The sequence below is a fragment of the Brevundimonas sp. TWP3-1-2b1 genome, from assembly GCF_049896165.1.
Taxonomy (GTDB): domain Bacteria; phylum Pseudomonadota; class Alphaproteobacteria; order Caulobacterales; family Caulobacteraceae; genus Brevundimonas; species Brevundimonas subvibrioides_B.
The window spans coordinates 134,890-149,957 of record NZ_JAFCTT010000008.1 but is presented as its reverse complement, the minus strand read 5'-3'; the positions used below and the strand labels follow the sequence as shown (position 1 = coordinate 149,957).

19 protein-coding genes are annotated in these 15,068 nt (G+C 65.2%); 14 read left to right on the top strand and 5 right to left on the bottom strand.

The genetic code is table 11. From position 1 onward, the window contains the following. The first annotated feature begins 45 nt into the window (after window positions 1-45). From ACP7AB_RS09840 to ACP7AB_RS09810, 7 genes are all read left to right on the top strand, one after another. Window positions 46-813, top strand: coding sequence for an SDR family NAD(P)-dependent oxidoreductase (locus ACP7AB_RS09840; RefSeq protein WP_425992247.1), 768 nt, complete (start codon window positions 46-48; stop codon window positions 811-813). Between the two features lie 184 nt (window positions 814-997). Further along, complete coding sequence (locus ACP7AB_RS09835) at window positions 998-1,411, top strand: BLUF domain-containing protein (RefSeq protein WP_425992249.1); 414 nt, start codon at window positions 998-1,000, stop codon at window positions 1,409-1,411. Between the two features lie 151 nt (window positions 1,412-1,562). Next, the gene (locus ACP7AB_RS09830) at window positions 1,563-1,949 is read left to right on the top strand and encodes a c-type cytochrome (protein ID WP_425992251.1); all 387 of its coding nucleotides are present in this window, start codon (window positions 1,563-1,565) and stop codon (window positions 1,947-1,949) included. Window positions 1,950-2,035: 86 nt separating this feature from the next. Continuing rightward, window positions 2,036-2,674, top strand: coding sequence for a helix-turn-helix domain-containing protein (locus ACP7AB_RS09825; protein ID WP_425992253.1), 639 nt, complete (start codon window positions 2,036-2,038; stop codon window positions 2,672-2,674). Between the two features lie 80 nt (window positions 2,675-2,754). Further along, on the top strand, window positions 2,755-4,212 hold the full coding sequence (locus ACP7AB_RS09820) for a PAS domain S-box protein (RefSeq protein ID WP_426046139.1): 1,458 nt from the start codon (window positions 2,755-2,757) through the stop codon (window positions 4,210-4,212). Then, a complete protein-coding gene (gene fixJ, locus ACP7AB_RS09815; protein ID WP_425992257.1) occupies window positions 4,205-4,804 on the top strand; it encodes a response regulator FixJ in 600 nt (199 codons plus the stop codon). Before ACP7AB_RS09820 ends, fixJ begins: the two co-directional genes overlap by 8 nt. Window positions 4,805-5,045: 241 nt before the next feature. Next, a complete protein-coding gene (locus ACP7AB_RS09810) occupies window positions 5,046-5,645 on the top strand; it encodes an NAD(P)H-dependent oxidoreductase (protein ID WP_425992259.1) in 600 nt (199 codons plus the stop codon). Window positions 5,646-5,719: 74 nt separating this feature from the next. On the opposite strand, the gene ACP7AB_RS09805 is transcribed toward ACP7AB_RS09810, so the two are convergent. The 3 genes from ACP7AB_RS09805 to ACP7AB_RS09795 all read right to left on the bottom strand — a co-directional run bounded on the left by ACP7AB_RS09805 (window position 5,720) and on the right by ACP7AB_RS09795 (window position 7,332). Then, entirely contained in the window at window positions 5,720-6,316 is a 597-nt protein-coding gene (locus ACP7AB_RS09805; RefSeq protein ID WP_425992260.1) for a carbonic anhydrase, read from the bottom strand. Between the two features lie 193 nt (window positions 6,317-6,509). Further along, window positions 6,510-6,980, bottom strand: coding sequence for a tellurite resistance TerB family protein (locus ACP7AB_RS09800; protein WP_425992262.1), 471 nt, complete (start codon window positions 6,978-6,980; stop codon window positions 6,510-6,512). A 97-nt stretch (window positions 6,981-7,077) separates the two neighbouring features. Then, a complete protein-coding gene (locus tag ACP7AB_RS09795; RefSeq protein ID WP_425992263.1) occupies window positions 7,078-7,332 on the bottom strand; it encodes a YdcH family protein in 255 nt (84 codons plus the stop codon). Between the two features lie 496 nt (window positions 7,333-7,828). On the opposite strand from ACP7AB_RS09795, the gene ACP7AB_RS09790 reads away from it, so the two are divergent. Next, the gene (locus tag ACP7AB_RS09790; protein WP_425992265.1) at window positions 7,829-8,893 is read left to right on the top strand and encodes a TerC family protein; all 1,065 of its coding nucleotides are present in this window, start codon (window positions 7,829-7,831) and stop codon (window positions 8,891-8,893) included. A gap of 63 nt (window positions 8,894-8,956) precedes the next feature. Here the strand turns inward: ACP7AB_RS09790 and ACP7AB_RS09785 are convergent, their stop codons facing one another. Then, a complete protein-coding gene (locus tag ACP7AB_RS09785; RefSeq protein WP_425992267.1) occupies window positions 8,957-9,826 on the bottom strand; it encodes a LysR substrate-binding domain-containing protein in 870 nt (289 codons plus the stop codon). A 96-nt stretch (window positions 9,827-9,922) separates the two neighbouring features. Between ACP7AB_RS09785 and ACP7AB_RS09780 the strand changes: the two genes are divergently transcribed. The 4 genes from ACP7AB_RS09780 to ACP7AB_RS09765 all read left to right on the top strand — a co-directional run bounded on the left by ACP7AB_RS09780 (window position 9,923) and on the right by ACP7AB_RS09765 (window position 12,687). Next, a complete protein-coding gene (locus ACP7AB_RS09780; protein ID WP_425992269.1) occupies window positions 9,923-10,897 on the top strand; it encodes a sodium-dependent bicarbonate transport family permease in 975 nt (324 codons plus the stop codon). A 77-nt stretch (window positions 10,898-10,974) separates the two neighbouring features. Beyond that, on the top strand, window positions 10,975-11,484 hold the full coding sequence (locus ACP7AB_RS09775) for an SgcJ/EcaC family oxidoreductase (protein ID WP_425992271.1): 510 nt from the start codon (window positions 10,975-10,977) through the stop codon (window positions 11,482-11,484). Between the two features lie 6 nt (window positions 11,485-11,490). Next, the gene (locus ACP7AB_RS09770) at window positions 11,491-12,432 is read left to right on the top strand and encodes a DUF6671 family protein (RefSeq protein WP_425992273.1); all 942 of its coding nucleotides are present in this window, start codon (window positions 11,491-11,493) and stop codon (window positions 12,430-12,432) included. 24 nt (window positions 12,433-12,456) lie between these two features. Then, a complete protein-coding gene (locus tag ACP7AB_RS09765) occupies window positions 12,457-12,687 on the top strand; it encodes a hypothetical protein (RefSeq protein WP_425992275.1) in 231 nt (76 codons plus the stop codon). A gap of 32 nt (window positions 12,688-12,719) precedes the next feature. Here ACP7AB_RS09765 and pyrC read toward each other — a convergent pair whose 3' ends face one another. Then, window positions 12,720-13,790: a dihydroorotase gene (gene pyrC, locus ACP7AB_RS09760; RefSeq protein WP_425992277.1), complete on the bottom strand. Its 1,071-nt coding sequence runs from the start codon at window positions 13,788-13,790 to the stop codon at window positions 12,720-12,722. A 627-nt stretch (window positions 13,791-14,417) separates the two neighbouring features. Between pyrC and ACP7AB_RS09755 the strand changes: the two genes are divergently transcribed. Continuing rightward, window positions 14,418-14,636, top strand: a complete 219-nt coding sequence (locus tag ACP7AB_RS09755) for a hypothetical protein (protein ID WP_425992279.1) — start codon at window positions 14,418-14,420, stop codon at window positions 14,634-14,636. A 116-nt stretch (window positions 14,637-14,752) separates the two neighbouring features. After that, the gene (locus tag ACP7AB_RS09750) at window positions 14,753-14,908 is read left to right on the top strand and encodes a hypothetical protein (RefSeq protein ID WP_171981852.1); all 156 of its coding nucleotides are present in this window, start codon (window positions 14,753-14,755) and stop codon (window positions 14,906-14,908) included. The last annotated feature ends 160 nt before the right edge of the window (window positions 14,909-15,068 follow it).

Here is a 15,068-nt window from a genome sequence, read left to right as displayed (position 1 = left end):
CCAGAAGCGCCCATCCTCTCAGAGGTTATGCTGCGGAGAGACCAGATGGGCCGTTTGACCGACAAGACAGCGATCGTGACCGGCGGAGCCCTCGGGCTGGGGCGGGCGATCGCCGCCCGAATGGCGCAGGAGGGTGCGGCGGTCGCCGTTCTGGACACGCTTGAGCCCGAGGGCCGATCGCTGGTCGACGAGCTCACGGCCCAAGGGCTGTCCGCCGCATTCGAGCGGTGCGACGTTACGATAGAGACCGACGTCGCCGAGGCCTTCGCAAGGGTCGCCGCCCGCTTCGGGGGCTTCAACACCCTCGTCAACAATGCCGGCGTGGCCGGGGTGAACAAGCCGACCCATGAGATCACGGAGGCCGAATGGGATCGGGTGCAGGCCGTCAACGTCAAGGGCGTGTTCTTCGGGGTCAAACACGCGATCCCCCATCTTCGCGAGGCCGGAGCCGGGTCCATCATCAACCTGTCGTCGATCTACGGCCTCGTCGGCGCGGCTGACTCTCCGCCGTATCACGCCTCCAAGGGCGCTGTGCGTCTGATGTCCAAGACCGACGCCATGCTCTACGCGGGTGATCGCATCCGGGTGAACTCGATCCATCCGGGCTTCATCTGGACGCCAATGGTCCAGCACCATCTCGAGGCCCTGGGCGATCCAGCGGCGGCGAGGCAGGCGATCGCCGATCTGCATCCTCTCGGTCATATGGGCGAGCCCGACGACATCGCCTGGGGCGCCGTCTATCTCGCCTCGGACGAAGCCCGGTTTGTCACGGGGTCCGAGCTGGTGATCGACGGCGGCTACACGGCCCGGTGATCCTGATGACCGCCGGTGACCAACGCTCCCTCCGTCCGGTCGTCGCCACGACCGGCGAAGAGACCCCCGGCCGTCGGGCGAGCGTCGGCCGCAAGATCGTGCGCGCGCGCGTTGAAACCGGATCGAGCCGGAACGAGGCCGGCGAAGCCCGTCGGCAAGGTCGGCGACCGGGGAGGCGACGGTCGTGTCGCAGTTGAGATCCCTCCTCTATGTGAGTCGGATCCTGATCCCTCTCGCGGAGAGGCCGGCAGAAATCGACCGCATCGTCACGGTTTCGGCGGAACGCAACCGGACTTTGAACGTCACGGGGGCGTTGGTCGTCACGAAGTCGAGGTTCGCGCATGTGTTGGAAGGGCCGGACTCTGCGATCGAAGGGCTCATGGCGAGTATTCGGCGAGATCCCCGACACGGCGAACTGGCCGTGGTGTTCGATCGAGCCATCGCCGGACGCCGCTTCGACGGCTGGTCGATGGCCTACTCCGGAAACGCCGAGTATGTGACCCGGCTCGTTGATCCTCTCGGCGCGGTCTCTACGCCGCCTGGCGACGCGGACGCGCTGCGTCTGATCGGCTTCATGAAGGGGATGGCGGGATCCTGATCGCGCCCGCCCGATCCTCTGCACACCGTCGGGCCAAGGCCCTGCGGCTCCAGGCCGTATTCTGTTTCGAAGACCGGTTGGCGCCGCCGCCTTGATCCGCATCAAAGCGCGCCGCTGCAATCGGAACCATAGTGTCTGCGAGGAGTCCGTCATGCGCATTATCCTGCTTGCCCTCTTGATCGCCACCGCCGGCTGCTCGGGATCGCGCGGACCGACCGAGCCGCAGACCGTCGCCGTTCTGTCGCCGGGCGGCCCGTGGGGAGTCACTGGCTCATCCGCGCGCGGAGAGGTGCTGGCCGAGATGCGCTGTTCCAGCTGTCACGCCGTGGGCCGATCCGGGCCCAGTCCGATGAGGGCGGCGCCCCCTTTCCGCGGACTCGCCCAACGCTATCCGGTCGCCGACCTGCAGGAAGCCCTCGCCGAGGGCCTGGTCACGGCGCACCCGGCGATGCCGCAGGTCGAGATGGAGGCGGACGATATCGCCGATCTGATCGCCTATCTCGACAGCGTCGGATCGGTAAACGGACCACCTCCGTAGCGACCCTTAGGGGCGACTACCGAATAACGCGCCCGGTCGCCGCGGCTTAGGGGTTGTCCCTGTCATCAAGACAAGGACGGCCCGCCATGACCCTCGCCTCACCGCAAGGCCCCGTATCGAGCCCGCATCACGCCGACGCCTGGCAGGTCGCAGCGCGCCTGAAGATTCGCCGGGGCGCCGAAATCTACGTCCAGGACGAAGACGCCGACCTCATCTATCAACTGGTCGAGGGCGTGGTCCGGACCAGCCGTCTGTCAGCAGACGGACGCCGTCAGGTCGGCGACTTCTACTATCCGGGAGACGTCATCGGCATTGAGATGGACGCGGTCCACCGGTTTTCGGCCGAAGCGCTCGGCGACTGCGAGGTGCTCGCCCTGCGCCGCGCCGGATCGGCGGCCTACGATGCCGGCCAGCTTGACCGCCTGATCTGGCAGGCGACGGCCGCGGAACTCCACCGGGCCCAATCCCACATGTTGCTCCTGGGCCAGACGACCGCCTGCGAGAAGGTGGCTCGCTTCCTGATCGATATCGCCGCGCGCTTCAGGGGCGAGACCGTCGCCCTGCCCATGGGTCGTCAGGACATGGCTGACTATCTGGGTCTCACCATGGAAACGATCTCGCGCATGCTGGGACGGCTTCAATCCGACGGGCTCGTCGAATTCATCGGTGCCCGAACATACCGCATCCGCCGGCTCGGCGCCCTTTCGGAGATGGCCGGCGCCTGACTGTGACGCTTCTTCCGCGGATCGCACGTGCTACGACCGGCGACGCGTCGTCGCACTCGCGATCGGCTCGGAGTGCGCCGATGCAGCTGACGTCCGCTATCCACCGGTCCCTGTCCCGCCGTCAGGGTTACCTGGCCGCCATCGTCGGCGCCGTCATCGCGGTCGGCATCCGCCTGGCGCTGAGCCCGGTCTTCGACCAGCGCAGCCTGTTCATCCTCTATGTCCCGATGGTGCTCGTCGCTGCAGCTCTGGGCGGTCGCGGCCCGGCGCTGCTGGCCACGGCCCTGGGCCTGGCGATCAACGCCGTGACGCTCCAGAGCGCCCTGTGGTCCGATCCCGCCAATCTGATCGACGCCTTCGGTTTCGCCCTCCTGGGTCCCTTCATCGCCGTCGCCGGCGAGCGGCTGTGGTGGCGAAGCCGCGAGGCGGCGAGCCGCCAGGCCCATCTGCAATCAATCCTGGAAACCGTGCCCGAAGCGATGATCGTCATCGGCGACCAGGGCGTCATCCAGTCGTTCAGCGCCGCCGCCGTCCGGCTGTTCGGATGGTCCCCGGAGGAAGCCATCGGACAGAATGTTCGCATTCTCATGCCCGAGCCCTATCGAACCGAGCACGACCATTATCTCCACCGATATGAGCGCACCGGCGAACGCCGGATCATCGGCATCGGACGGATCGTGGTCGGCGAACGCAGAGACGGATCGACCTTTCCCATGGAACTGGCCGTCGGCGAGGCCAGGGTCGGTACGAGCCGGTTCTTCACCGGCTTCATTCGCGATCTGACGGAGCGCCGCGATCAGGAGCGACGCCTGCAGGAACTGCAGTCGGAACTGGTTCACGTCTCGCGCCTGACCGCGATGGGCGAGATGGCCTCGGCCCTCGCCCACGAACTCAATCAGCCCCTGTCTGCGATCGCCAGCTACATGCGCGGATCCGTGACTCTGCTCGATGGGCCGGACCCCGATCTCGCCAAACTGCGCAAGGCTCTGGACAGCGCCGCAGGTCAGGCCCTTCGGGCCGGTGACGTCATCAAACACCTCAGGGAGTTCGTGGACAAGGGCGAGACCGAACACACGCTCGAGGATCCCGCCAGGATGATGGAGGAAGCCAGTGCGCTTGCGCTGGTGGGGATCAAGGATCAGGACGTCCGGGTTGATCTGCGCCTGCCGCGCGATCTGGGAACCGTGATCGTCGACAAGATCCAGATCCAGCAGGTGGCGCTCAATCTGATCCGCAACGCTCTCGATGCGATGGCGGGGTCGCCGCGTCGCCAGCTCGAGGTCAGCATTCGCGCCGACGACGACCACATGATACGGATCAGCGTCAAGGATACGGGCCCGGGCCTGGAGCCGTCGGTTCGCGAACGTCTTTTCGCCCCCTTCGTCACGACCAAGGCGACGGGGATGGGGGTGGGTCTCTCGATCTGTCGCACCATCGTCGAGGCCCACGGGGGGCGGATTTGGTCCGACGACAATCTCGATGGCGGCGCGACCTTCTCCTTCACCCTGCCCCGGGCCGGGGATCCCGCGCATGACTGACCGCATCCATGTGATCGACGACGATGCTGGTTTGCGCGAGGCCCTCGCCTTCCTGCTGGAGGTGAACGGCTTCGATGCGGCCTTCTACGCCTCCGCGACCGACTTCCTGGAGGCCTTGCCTGTCGCGGAGGGTTGCGTCCTGACCGACATTCGCATGCCCGGGCTGACCGGGCTCGACCTCATCCGCGAACTGAGGTCGCGCGGCGAGACCCTGCCGGTGATCGTCATGACCGGGCACGGCGATGTCGCCCTTGCCGTCGAGGCCATGAAGGCCGGGGTCATCGACTTTCTGGAAAAGCCGTTTGACGACGGGCATCTGATCGGAGCGATCCGACAGGCTCTCTCGGTCCACCGCGCCGGGCCTGCTCCCGAAGCGGCCCGGCTGGAGGCGCAGGCCCGGCTGTCTGACCTCTCCCCTCGCGAGCGCGATGTCCTGGAAGGCGTGGTCGAGGGCAGGCTCAACAAGCAGATCGCCTTCGATCTGGCCATCAGCCCCAGAACCGTCGAGATCTACCGGGCCAATCTGATGACCAAGACCGGAGCTCGCAACATGGCCGAACTGATGCGGATCGCACTCGCCGCCGGACTCTGAATTGCAGGGCGTCGAGGGGCCCGCGATCTTGATCACGACGGCGCCTACCGCCGCCCTCGGACTCAAGGCCGCGGCCGTTAGCGTCCCTATCGTGGAAAAGCCCCTCCTCGATGATGCGCTGCCGGGTTGCCTGCAGGGTCTGGCTCGCGCCCGGGCGTTCTTGATCTGCGTCAGTGCGCGGCGAGCCTGGAGGGGCATGAGTCAGCGTTGCGAACACTCTCGCCGCCTCGGGAACGGGCCCATGAAACACGTGATCGTCGCCGCCCTCCCGCGCCCCGACAGCTTCACCCTGGCGATGGCGAAAGCCTATGCGGCCGAGGTTGAGGCTGCGGGCGATGTCGCTCTCTTGCGCGACCTCTACCGGATGCGGTTCGACCCCCTTCTGCACCCCGGCGAGTTGCCGGATCATCCCGGCTTTGCGCCCCGCTCCGATGTCGTCGAGGAACGCCGGGAAATCGCCGACGCCGACGTCTTCGTGCTCGTCTATCCGCTCTGGTTCAACGCGGCCCCGGCCATGCTGAAGGGCTATATCGACCGCGTCTTCGGCATGGGCTTCGGCTATTCGCCCCACAGCCAGGGCGGCAACCATCCGCTGCTGGCCGGCCGAAAGCTGGTCAGCTTCAGTTGCTCGGGCGCGCCCCAACACTGGGTCGAGGCGTCCGGGGCCTGGAGCGCGATGCTGAATCATTTCGACAGCCATCTGGCCGCGGTCGTGGGGCTGGACGTGATCGGGCATCACAATCTCGGCGGGATCGTTCCGGGCCTGCGCGCCGATGTCATACAGGGCCATCTCGACGAGGTGCGGCGCCACGCGCACGCTATCGCATCGGCCTATCATTGACCGACGGCCACGAGGCCCGCACCAGGCCAAAGGGTTTCGTTGATCCCCGCGATAACGGCGGCCGATCTGATCGGCTACGTCGTCCGGAGCTCGCCGGCGCCGATGTCGAACCGCCAGGCCGAAAGCGCCAGATGACCCGCCTTCTCGCCGTCCCGTATCCACGGGAAGGTCCGCAGATTGCTCAATGAAAGACTGAGGACCGCAGCCTCGACCGCTGTTTCCAAGGCCTCCCCCGCCCCCTGCCCGGGCATCGGCCACATCACCGGTTCGGCGATGTCCATCCAAGGGCCGAGGAAGTCCCGGGCGTTGCGAAGCGGCCCATGGATCATGGCGTGAATGCCGTCGCAGTTGGCATGCCCAAGCACGACGATCCGGCGGACCTTCAGGATCTTGACCGCATACTCCAGCGCCGCGCTCGTCCCGTGACACCCGCCATCAGGGGCATAGGGTGGAACCAGGCCTGCGACATTGCGGATAACGAACAGCTCGCCCGGCTCAGCGTCGAAGATGGTCTGAGGATCGATCCGGGCGTCGGAACAGGCGATCACGGCCGCGGCGGGCTGCTGACGTCGCCGCGCGAGTTGGGCATAGCGCTGCGCCTGGGCGGGCCACACCCCCGTTCGGAAACGGTGATAGCCCGCGATCAGGGGGTCGTCCGGACGGACCGTCATGCCGCAGCCGTTCAGACGCGGATATCGAAGGTATGCCGACTGGGTCTGCGGATCCCGGCGTCATCGCTGATTGACCGAGGCGGATCGACGGGACGATCGGTGGGCGTGCTTTGATGCGCCGCCACCCGAACGGTCACCTGGGAGAGCTGGAGATCCCATGCGTGGATGGCGGGGTTGGGTGATGCTCCGACTTTCATCGTCGATCTCCTTCACCGGGGATCAGGTCGAACGATGCCGGATCGACGCCCAGGAGTTTGCAAATCCTCAGGATCACGGCGCGCTCTTCCGCGTCAAAGCCGCCGTCGGCTTCGGCGACTGAGCAGGCCGTTTCGATCAGCAGGCGAGACGGGCCCGGCTGGCCTCGAAGGCGGGCGACAGCGAGCTCCGCCGTGGCCTCTCCTTCGTCGAGATCGCGCTCGAACCGCAGGTTCAGCGCCTCAAACAACGCCAATACGTCGTCGGTGCCGAAGAACGCGACCGTCGGTGAGTGACGCATGCGGTCAACCATGCGCGTACGCTCATCCGGGGTGACCCAGCCGTCGGCCTGCGCAACCATGGCACAGGCCGCGACGACAGCGTCCATCTGGACGATGCTTCCGGGCGCCCACACGTCGTCGGCGTCAATCGCATCAGGTTTGCGCAGCAATCTGTTTGTTCTGGACATTGGACCTCTCATTCGAGCGCCTGTTACGGGGCGACGAGTTGTTGTGTTGGGGCCATCGGGGGCGGCGCTGGGGGAAGTTGCCGACCCTCCTGGTCGCTTAAGCCTGACCGGAGGAGGAATCGCCTCGCGATTCCGCCGTTGCCGTGAACCAGACTCCAGCATGATCTTGGTGCGACGCGGACGGCATCTGGCGGCCGTCGAAGACGGCGAGCCGGTCCTTGATGACCAGCTTCTTCTTCTTGATGCTCGCGACGGTACGGTCGTCGGGTCGCGGTCGCGCCCGTTCGTCCCTCAGCGCCATCTCCAGCAGGGAATGAAATCCCCGTAGCCGGTGCGCCAACACGATAGACATGGAGCCTCTCCTTCTCTGAAGGGGAGCGCTCGACGCCGAAGCCGTCGGTTCGATGGGGGATTCACAGCCGGACCCCGTCATCGAGCGCACCCGATGCGATCCGACATCACGATCGACATCGATCGTCAGAGGGGCCCGGGCCGCACACACACGCTGCACTTCTGACGCCAAACGCGCCAATAAGAAGTGCTTATGCCACTGATGATCAAGTATTATGTGAGGCCTGCAAGGTTCGCCAGGCCGACCTTAACAGACTGCGTCGCGGGGCCTACAGAGGATTGCTCGCCATGACGGCCGCAATCACTGGATCAGAGATACCAAAACCCTACCAGCTCTCGTCAAATGCTGCGCCATCTGTTGACGCGGCGCGACTCTGCCTTCATTACCGCCCCTCCACGGGTCCGGGCCCCTCTGGCAGCCGAGGCGTCGGCTGCGATGTCGGATCCCCGCATGGACGGCGTAACGCAGCGCCATTTTCATTATTCAGGGGTGCGGGATGTTTGAATCCCTTCCGTTTCTGGCTGCGACCTATGTGGGTCAGCCGATCTGGCTTTGGATCGCCTTCCTGGCCTTCATAGGCTTCCTGCTGTGGATCGACCTCGGCGTCGTGAACAACAAAGACGGGGTGGTATCGGCCAAGAAGTCGGCGGTGATGTGGGCGTCGTTCGCCTCCCTCGCCATCGCCTTCGGGGCCTATGTCTACTTCGTATACGAGCCCGATCCGGTCTACTACATGAGCCCGGACAACCTAAACCAGCAAGCCGTTCTACAGTATTTTACCGGCTATCTGCTGGAAACTGCGCTGGCGTTCGACAACATCTTCGTCATCGGGATGATCTTCACCTTCTTCGCGGTCCCGCGCGAGTATCAGCACCGCGTACTGTTCTGGGGCATCATGGGCGCGATCGTGTTCCGGGCGATCTTCATCTCGCTGGGCGCGGCGATCGTGAACGAGTTCACCTGGGTGCTGTTCATCTTCGCCGCCTTCCTGATCTTCACCGGCTGGAAGATGATTTTCGGCGGCAGTCACGAAATGGATCTGCACCAGAATCCGGTTCTGAAGCTCCTCAAGAAGCGGATGAACGTCACCGACACGATCGAGAACCATAACTTCTTTGTCAAAAAGACCGATCCAAAGGGCTCTGGCCGTCTGGTGTTGTTCGCGACCCCGCTGTTCCTCGCCCTGGTCATGGTCGAGGTGGTGGACATCATCTTCGCGGTCGATTCCGTGCCGGCGATCTTCGCGGTCACGAAAGACCCCTTCATCGTCTACACCTCCAACATCTTTGCGATCCTGGGCCTGCGATCGATGTATTTCATGCTCGCGGAGGCCGTCGCCCGCTTCAAGTATCTGAAGTACGGACTGTCGATGGTGCTGGTGCTGATCGGGGTCAAGATCATCTGGAATTTCGGCCTGTACAAGGCTTGGAAGGACATGACCGGCGAGGCTCTGGTGCCCTACCTCGAGCCGCAGTGGTCCCTGATCGCGACCCTGGGCCTGATCGGTGGCTCGATGCTCTATTCCTGGATCAAGACCCGCGACGGCCGGGACGGGCCGTAACGCCCGCCCCACTGCGCTTCCCGATCAGCGCGGCCTGATGGTGTTGGCCCCGACGGACTGGCGTCATGACGACATCGGGCCGCGCTCCAGGGCGCGAAGAACCTCCTGGGCCAACAACCCGGCGGGTCCGCCCATGCCACGCGCGGATACCATGGCGATCTCGCTGTCGCTGAGCGGCGGCAGCGGGTCGCCGAGAACGGTCAGGTCACGCGGGGCCATGGCGGCCGGCAGGACCCCGACGCCAAGGCCGGCCCGCAGCGCCGCCATCTGGCCTGCGAGGCTGGGCGAGGTGAAGGAGGCGCGAAAGGCGAGGCCGGCCCCTTCCAGCGCGCCCAGCGCCCGCTTGCGATAGATGTCTGGAGCCGGAGCGACGATCAGGGGCAGAGGGGACGCCTCCAGGATCGACGGGTCGAGCGCCACCCAGACCAGGGGCTCGCTCCAGACCCGAACGCCCAGCTCGGGCCCAACCGGCTCGCGCTTGATCAGGGCGAGATCGAGCAGCCCGCGTGACATCTGGTCGAGCAGATTGGCTGTGTAGTCGCACGTCACGGACAGCTTGATGCGGGGATGGCTGCGCGCAAAGCCACCGAGGATGCCCGGCAGATGCATCGTCGCGACGTCCTCTGGCGCGCCGAACCGTACCTCGCCCTCCAGATCGCCCTCGCCGAGCGTGGAAACGATTTCGTCGTTCAACCGCAAGAGCCGGCGCGCCTGCGGCAGCAGGCCGGCACCTTCCGTCGTCACGGCCACGCCCTTGCCCGCCCGATCCAGAAGCGGTGACCTCAGTTGATCCTCCAGTCTGCGGATCTGCAGACTGACGGCGGGCTGGGTTCGCCCCAACAGGGCGGCCGCCCGAGTGAAGCTCCCCGTTTCCACGACCGTCACGAACGCCCGAAGGAGGTCGAGCTCGAGATTGACCAGGCGCGACTTCACGTCATTCGAATCCGTTATAGGGAATATTACTCTAATAAACTGGATTGGATGAATCGTCGAGAGCAGAGGACGCCAGCCTCAGATGGACCCCACAGAATGCCCGACCTTTCCGCCAGCCTCGCCCTGCTCACCTCGCCCGCGATCCTGTTCTTCTTCCTCGGCGCGGCCGCCGCCTTCGCGCGGTCGGACCTGTCCATACCGGAGCCGATCGCCAAGGCCGTGTCGCTCTATCTGATGCTCTGCATCGGCTTCAAGGGCGGGGTGGAAGCGCGAGCGGCCGGGCTGAATGGCGATTTCCTGTCCGCCGGCGCCATCGGCATCGCGTTGAGCGCCCTGATGCCGCTCGTCGCCTTCGTCATTCTCAAACGGATGCCGAGGCTGGATCGTTCGACGGCCTGCGCCCTCGCGGCGACCTACGGGTCCGTTTCGGTCGTGACCTTTGCCGCCGGCCAGCAGCATCTGGCGGCCCTCGGCCTAGCCTCCGGCGGCTATATGGCCGCGGTCCTCGCCCTGATGGAGACGCCGGCCATCCTCACCGCGCTGCTGTTGCTGAACGGCGCGGGTCGCGGTGAACCCGGGCAGCGCAGAACCGTCCTGAAGGAAGTCTTCGTCGGGGCCGCTACCGTCATGCTGCTGGGCAGTTTTCTGGTGGGCCTGGTCTCGGGGGCGGCGGGGATGGCCAAGCTGGAACTGTTCGTCGGCCCCCTGTTCCAGGGCGCGCTGTGCTTCTTCCTGCTCGACATCGGCCTGATCGCCGCGCGCAGGTTGATGGAGGGCGGCCGCAAGCTGAGCCCGGCCGTGGTCGCCTTTGCCATCGGGTTTCCCCTCCTCTCGGCGGGCCTGGCGCTGGGACTGGCGTGGCTCGCCGGGCTCAACGTCGGCAATGCGGCCATGCTCACCATCCTGGCCGGATCGGCATCCTATATCGCCGTACCCGCCGCCATGCGGCTTGCGGCGCCCAAGGCGGACGCAGGCGTCTTCGTGACGGCGTCTCTGGCCATCACCTTCCCGTTCAACCTGACGGTCGGCATCGCCCTCTATACCGCTGCGGCTGTCTGGCTCTGGAGGTGAACGCGCCCTCGAATCGCCAACCCCCTTCATCCCCAGGACCACCCTCCGGAAATCGCCGGACCTCTCACGGAGCCAGCATGAACATCCTTTCCCTCGTCACTGCCACCGCCCTGATTTCGACGGGCGCGCCGATGTCGGCCTGGGCGATGCCCACGGCCCAGACGACCCAGCCCTGTCCGGCCGCGACGACGGCCGACATCGAAGCGCAGTTCGGGCGCTTCTCCGAAGCCTGGGCCACGCGTGATCCTGATGTCGTGACCGCCCTGTTCACCGATGAGCCGGTTCTGTTGCCGACCGTCTCCAATACGCCCCGCACCACCCCTGCCGGCGTTCGGGACTATTTCGTCAGCTTCCTGAAAAACAAGCCCGTGGCGCGGATCGATACCAGCACCATCGAGATCGACTGTCACACCGCCTCGCGGGTCGGGACCTGGACGGTCACCCTGACCGACGCCGCGACGGGTCAGACGCGTGACGTCCACGCCCGCTACTCGTTCATCTACCGGTTCGAGGACGACGCCTGGAAGATCGACCATCTGCATTCCTCGATGATGCCCGAGGCCGCCCCGGTCCCCGCGGCGCACTGAGGTCCCATGCCGTTCGTCGCCTCCGCCTTGTCGAATCATGACTTCGCGGTGGGGCCCGGGACGGTCCGCCCACTGGCCTTTCCTGCCAGGCAAGGCGGGCCGCCCTGGCCCGGCGAATGCGCCGTTCTGGCCACCATGCACGGCAAGGAGACGGCCATCGCGCCGATCGTCTCGCGGTTTCTCGGTTTGACGCTCAAGGTTGCGGCGGGGTTGGACACTGACGTCTTCGGAACCTTCAGCCGGACCGTTGAGCGCAAGGGAACGCCTCTCGATGCCGCCCGCGCCAAGATCGCTGCGGGATTCGACCGCGCCCCCGACGCACGGTTCGGTCTCGCCAGCGAGGGCAGTTTCGGGCCCCACCCCTTCATGCCGTTCGTGCCCCTCGGGCGCGAGATCGTGGTCCTGATCGACCGTCTGACCGGCCTGGAACTGGTCGGCCATTTCGCCGATCCGAAGACCCGCTTCGCGCATGAGATCGTGACCACGACAGAGGCCGCGCGACGCTTCGCCACTCGCGTGGGGTTTCCGGCCCAGGGCCTGATCGTCTCGGCCTGCGCTGATGGCGCACCCGTACTGGACGTCCCGCCCGTCAAGGACATCGCGCACTGGCAAGCCCTGGACCAGGCGATCAGGCGGATGGTGCTGCGGTCGGGCGAGGCCTTTGTCGAGACGGACATGCGCGCCCACCGCAATCGCCGCCGGATGCGTGCGATCCGCCACGCTACCCTGGACCTTGTGCGGCAATCGCAAAGCCGGTGTCCCGAGTGCGCCCGGCCCGGATTTTCGGTCACGGAGCGGCTCCCGGGGCTGCCCTGCGAGGACTGCGGCGAGCCGACGATCAAGATCCGCGCCGAGTGTCTCGCCTGTGTCGGCTGCGGGCATAGGCAGGAGCGCCCGGTTCCCGCCTCCACTGCCGATCCCGGCTCGTGCGGCGACTGCAATCCTTAGGATCAAAATTGAGGGGCGGCTGGTTTGGACCAGAAAATCGATACGCCTTGCGCAGATCTGGAGACGATCGACGCGCGCATTCACTGGGTTCTGGAACACCCCGACATGAGCCCTTGGCTCAAGTCGGCCCTGAAGTCCTCACTGATCGAGGATCCGATCGATCTGACCAATGACCTCCAGATACTCGCCAATCTGATCGTGTCGCGGCGCAGCCTCCTGATGCGCCCGTCGCCTTGCGATGAGGGCCGGTCATGACGCGACGATCTGCTGCGAGACCGTGAGGCTGGTCACGCGATCAGCGCGACATCGCAAAGCCTCCAGGGCAGGGTCTCCCCCGCGTGGAACGGCACGACTTCGCCCTCGGGCAGCATTGTGATCCGCTGGGGAACGATGACATCGACCCGCTCCAGGACGATACTGTCGGTGTTCAGCGGCAGGCCGTAGAAACGCGGGCCATGTTCGGAGGCGAAGGCCTCGAGTTTGTCCAGCGCGCCGTCTTCGTCGAACGTCGCGGCATAGCTCTCGATCGCGAAGGGCGCGTTGAAGATGCCGGCGCAGCCGCAAGCGGACTCCTTCTGTCCGATCAGGTGGGGGGCAGAATCCGTCCCGAGAAAGAATTTCGGCGACCCCGACATGGCCGCGCGCCGCAGGGCGAGCCTGTGCCGCTCGCGCTTGGCCACCGGCAGACAATAGAAGTGCGGGCGAATGCCGCCCGAGAACATGGCGTTGCGATTGATCCGCAGATGATGGGGCGTGATGGTCGCCGCCAGGTTCGAGCCTCCGCTCTCGACGAAGGCGACGGCGTCGGCGGTCGTTATGTGCTCGAACACTGTTCTGAGCGCCGGGAAATCAACGACGATCTTCGAGTAGACGCGCTCTATGAAGGCGGCTTCGCGATCGAAGACATCGACGTCCTGGTCCGTCACCTCTCCGTGGAGCAGCAAAGGCATGCCGAGCCGCTGCAATCGCTCCAGGACAGGATAGATCTTGCGGATGTCGGTGACGCCGTGATCGGCATTGGTGGTCGCATGGGCGGGATAGAGCTTGCAGGCGGTGAACACCCCGGCCTCATATCCGCGCGCGATCTCATCGGGATCAGAATCGTCGGTGAGATAGCAGATCATCAAGGGTTCGAACGCGAGACCGGGACCCAAAGCCTCACGGATTCGCGCCCGATAGGCTTCGGCGGCGGCGACCATGGTGATCGGCGGCGTCAGATTGGGCATGACGATCGCGCGCCGGAACTGGCGCGCCGTGTGGTCGACAATCGACCTCAACATCGGGCCGTCGCGAAGATGAACGTGCCAGTCGTCCGGGGCACGGATCCTCAGCCGGGTCGCGTTTGATGGTTCCTGCATTCCGGCAGCCTAGCCTTGCCTGACAGAGAAGGTAAGCACTCGGGGCTTGCGACGTAGACCTTGAGCCGCCCCGCCCCACCGCCGTCGGCCACCACCCGCGGCAACCCCGGCCAGAAAGGACCGGCTCAGGCCAATGAGCCCGAGACTCATGAGCCGGAGAGAAGCGACGCGAATTCAAAGTCGACAACGGGCGTCGAGCGGCTGTTACAGTTCCAACCGCTGCGGCGAGACATCGAGGCAGATCACAAGCTGCTGCAATGTCATTGAAAGAAATGGCGCGCCCGGAACGATTCGAACGTCCGACCCTCAGATTCGTAGGCTGGCGCAATATCCAGCAATTTCAATAGACTAGATCATCCCGCTATGTAACACAATAGCATAGTCCTAGCTTGGGCTCACTTGGCGTCTCAGAACGGGACCGCATGTGCAAGCGCGTTAGGTGTGCCGCCTGGCTGATATAGCAATCATGTCGATCTCGACCTGAATCACACTCGGTGAGCCAACAGCAAGGGGCTTATTGCCACCCTTCGTCTCCACGACATTTCAGGTAACGCACCGGACACTCCTGTCGTAAGACGGGGTATGAACGGCCTCCGCCATAGCACCAGAGCCTTCGCAAGTGCCTTCGTGGCGCTGCTGGCGATGCTCATGGTGTCGACCGTGGTCCTCGCCGCCGAGGCTACTCCAGGTTCGATGACGGCGACGATGACGATGAGCGGAACCGATGAGCCGATTCCCTGCGAGGATACGGGCAAGCCTGTCTGCGCGCCGCATTGCGCGGTCCTCTGCCAAGCGATGATCGTGGAGCCGATGGCGCTCAGTCTTCCTGTCGTCGGGGTGCCATAGACCTATCGCTACAGCGAGACGCCGCTCACCCCGATCCAGCCTGAAGCCGAAGACCCGCCACCCCGGTAAAGCATCCGCTTGAACACCAAACTTCTCTTTTTCAATGGATACACATCATGAAACGCACTCTGACAATCGCGGCCTTCGCGCTGCTCGTCTCCGGCACGGCCGCCTTCGCCGCCGCTCCCGAGGCCGTCTCCAAGGCGGTCGCGTCCTGCTGTCAGGCGCTCGCCGCCTGCTGCGACGGCGGCTCTTGCTGCGACGAGATGTAGGATGAAGGGGACGCCCGCTCGCAAGAGCGGGCGTCTTTTCGTTGTCAGGCGATTTTCTAGGTCCGTTCCGCACCGCGACCGAAACACCGTGACCACCGCCAGACCCCGCGACACCCTTCAAGGTGTCGCTCACTCAGTGATCGAGAGCCATGACATGGCT

Bases quoted from the DNA above. Each gene is read 5' to 3' on its own strand.
- ACP7AB_RS09840 (WP_425992247.1), top strand. From the start codon at position 46: ATGGGCCGTTTGACCGACAAGACAGCGATCGTGACCGGCGGAGCCCTC.
- ACP7AB_RS09830 (WP_425992251.1), top strand. From the start codon at position 1,563: ATGCGCATTATCCTGCTTGCCCTCTTGATCGCCACCGCCGGCTGCTCG.
- ACP7AB_RS09825 (WP_425992253.1), top strand. From the start codon at position 2,036: ATGACCCTCGCCTCACCGCAAGGCCCCGTATCGAGCCCGCATCACGCC.
- ACP7AB_RS09820 (WP_426046139.1), top strand. From the start codon at position 2,755: ATGCAGCTGACGTCCGCTATCCACCGGTCCCTGTCCCGCCGTCAGGGT.
- fixJ (WP_425992257.1), top strand. From the start codon at position 4,205: ATGACTGACCGCATCCATGTGATCGACGACGATGCTGGTTTGCGCGAG.
- ACP7AB_RS09810 (WP_425992259.1), top strand. From the start codon at position 5,046: ATGAAACACGTGATCGTCGCCGCCCTCCCGCGCCCCGACAGCTTCACC.
- ACP7AB_RS09805 (WP_425992260.1), bottom strand. From the start codon at position 6,316: ATGACGGTCCGTCCGGACGACCCCCTGATCGCGGGCTATCACCGTTTC.
- ACP7AB_RS09800 (WP_425992262.1), bottom strand. From the start codon at position 6,980: ATGTCCAGAACAAACAGATTGCTGCGCAAACCTGATGCGATTGACGCC.
- ACP7AB_RS09795 (WP_425992263.1), bottom strand. From the start codon at position 7,332: ATGTCTATCGTGTTGGCGCACCGGCTACGGGGATTTCATTCCCTGCTG.
- ACP7AB_RS09790 (WP_425992265.1), top strand. From the start codon at position 7,829: ATGTTTGAATCCCTTCCGTTTCTGGCTGCGACCTATGTGGGTCAGCCG.
- ACP7AB_RS09780 (WP_425992269.1), top strand. From the start codon at position 9,923: ATGCCCGACCTTTCCGCCAGCCTCGCCCTGCTCACCTCGCCCGCGATC.
- ACP7AB_RS09775 (WP_425992271.1), top strand. From the start codon at position 10,975: ATGAACATCCTTTCCCTCGTCACTGCCACCGCCCTGATTTCGACGGGC.
- ACP7AB_RS09770 (WP_425992273.1), top strand. From the start codon at position 11,491: ATGCCGTTCGTCGCCTCCGCCTTGTCGAATCATGACTTCGCGGTGGGG.
- pyrC (WP_425992277.1), bottom strand. From the start codon at position 13,790: ATGCAGGAACCATCAAACGCGACCCGGCTGAGGATCCGTGCCCCGGAC.
- ACP7AB_RS09750 (WP_171981852.1), top strand. From the start codon at position 14,753: ATGAAACGCACTCTGACAATCGCGGCCTTCGCGCTGCTCGTCTCCGGC.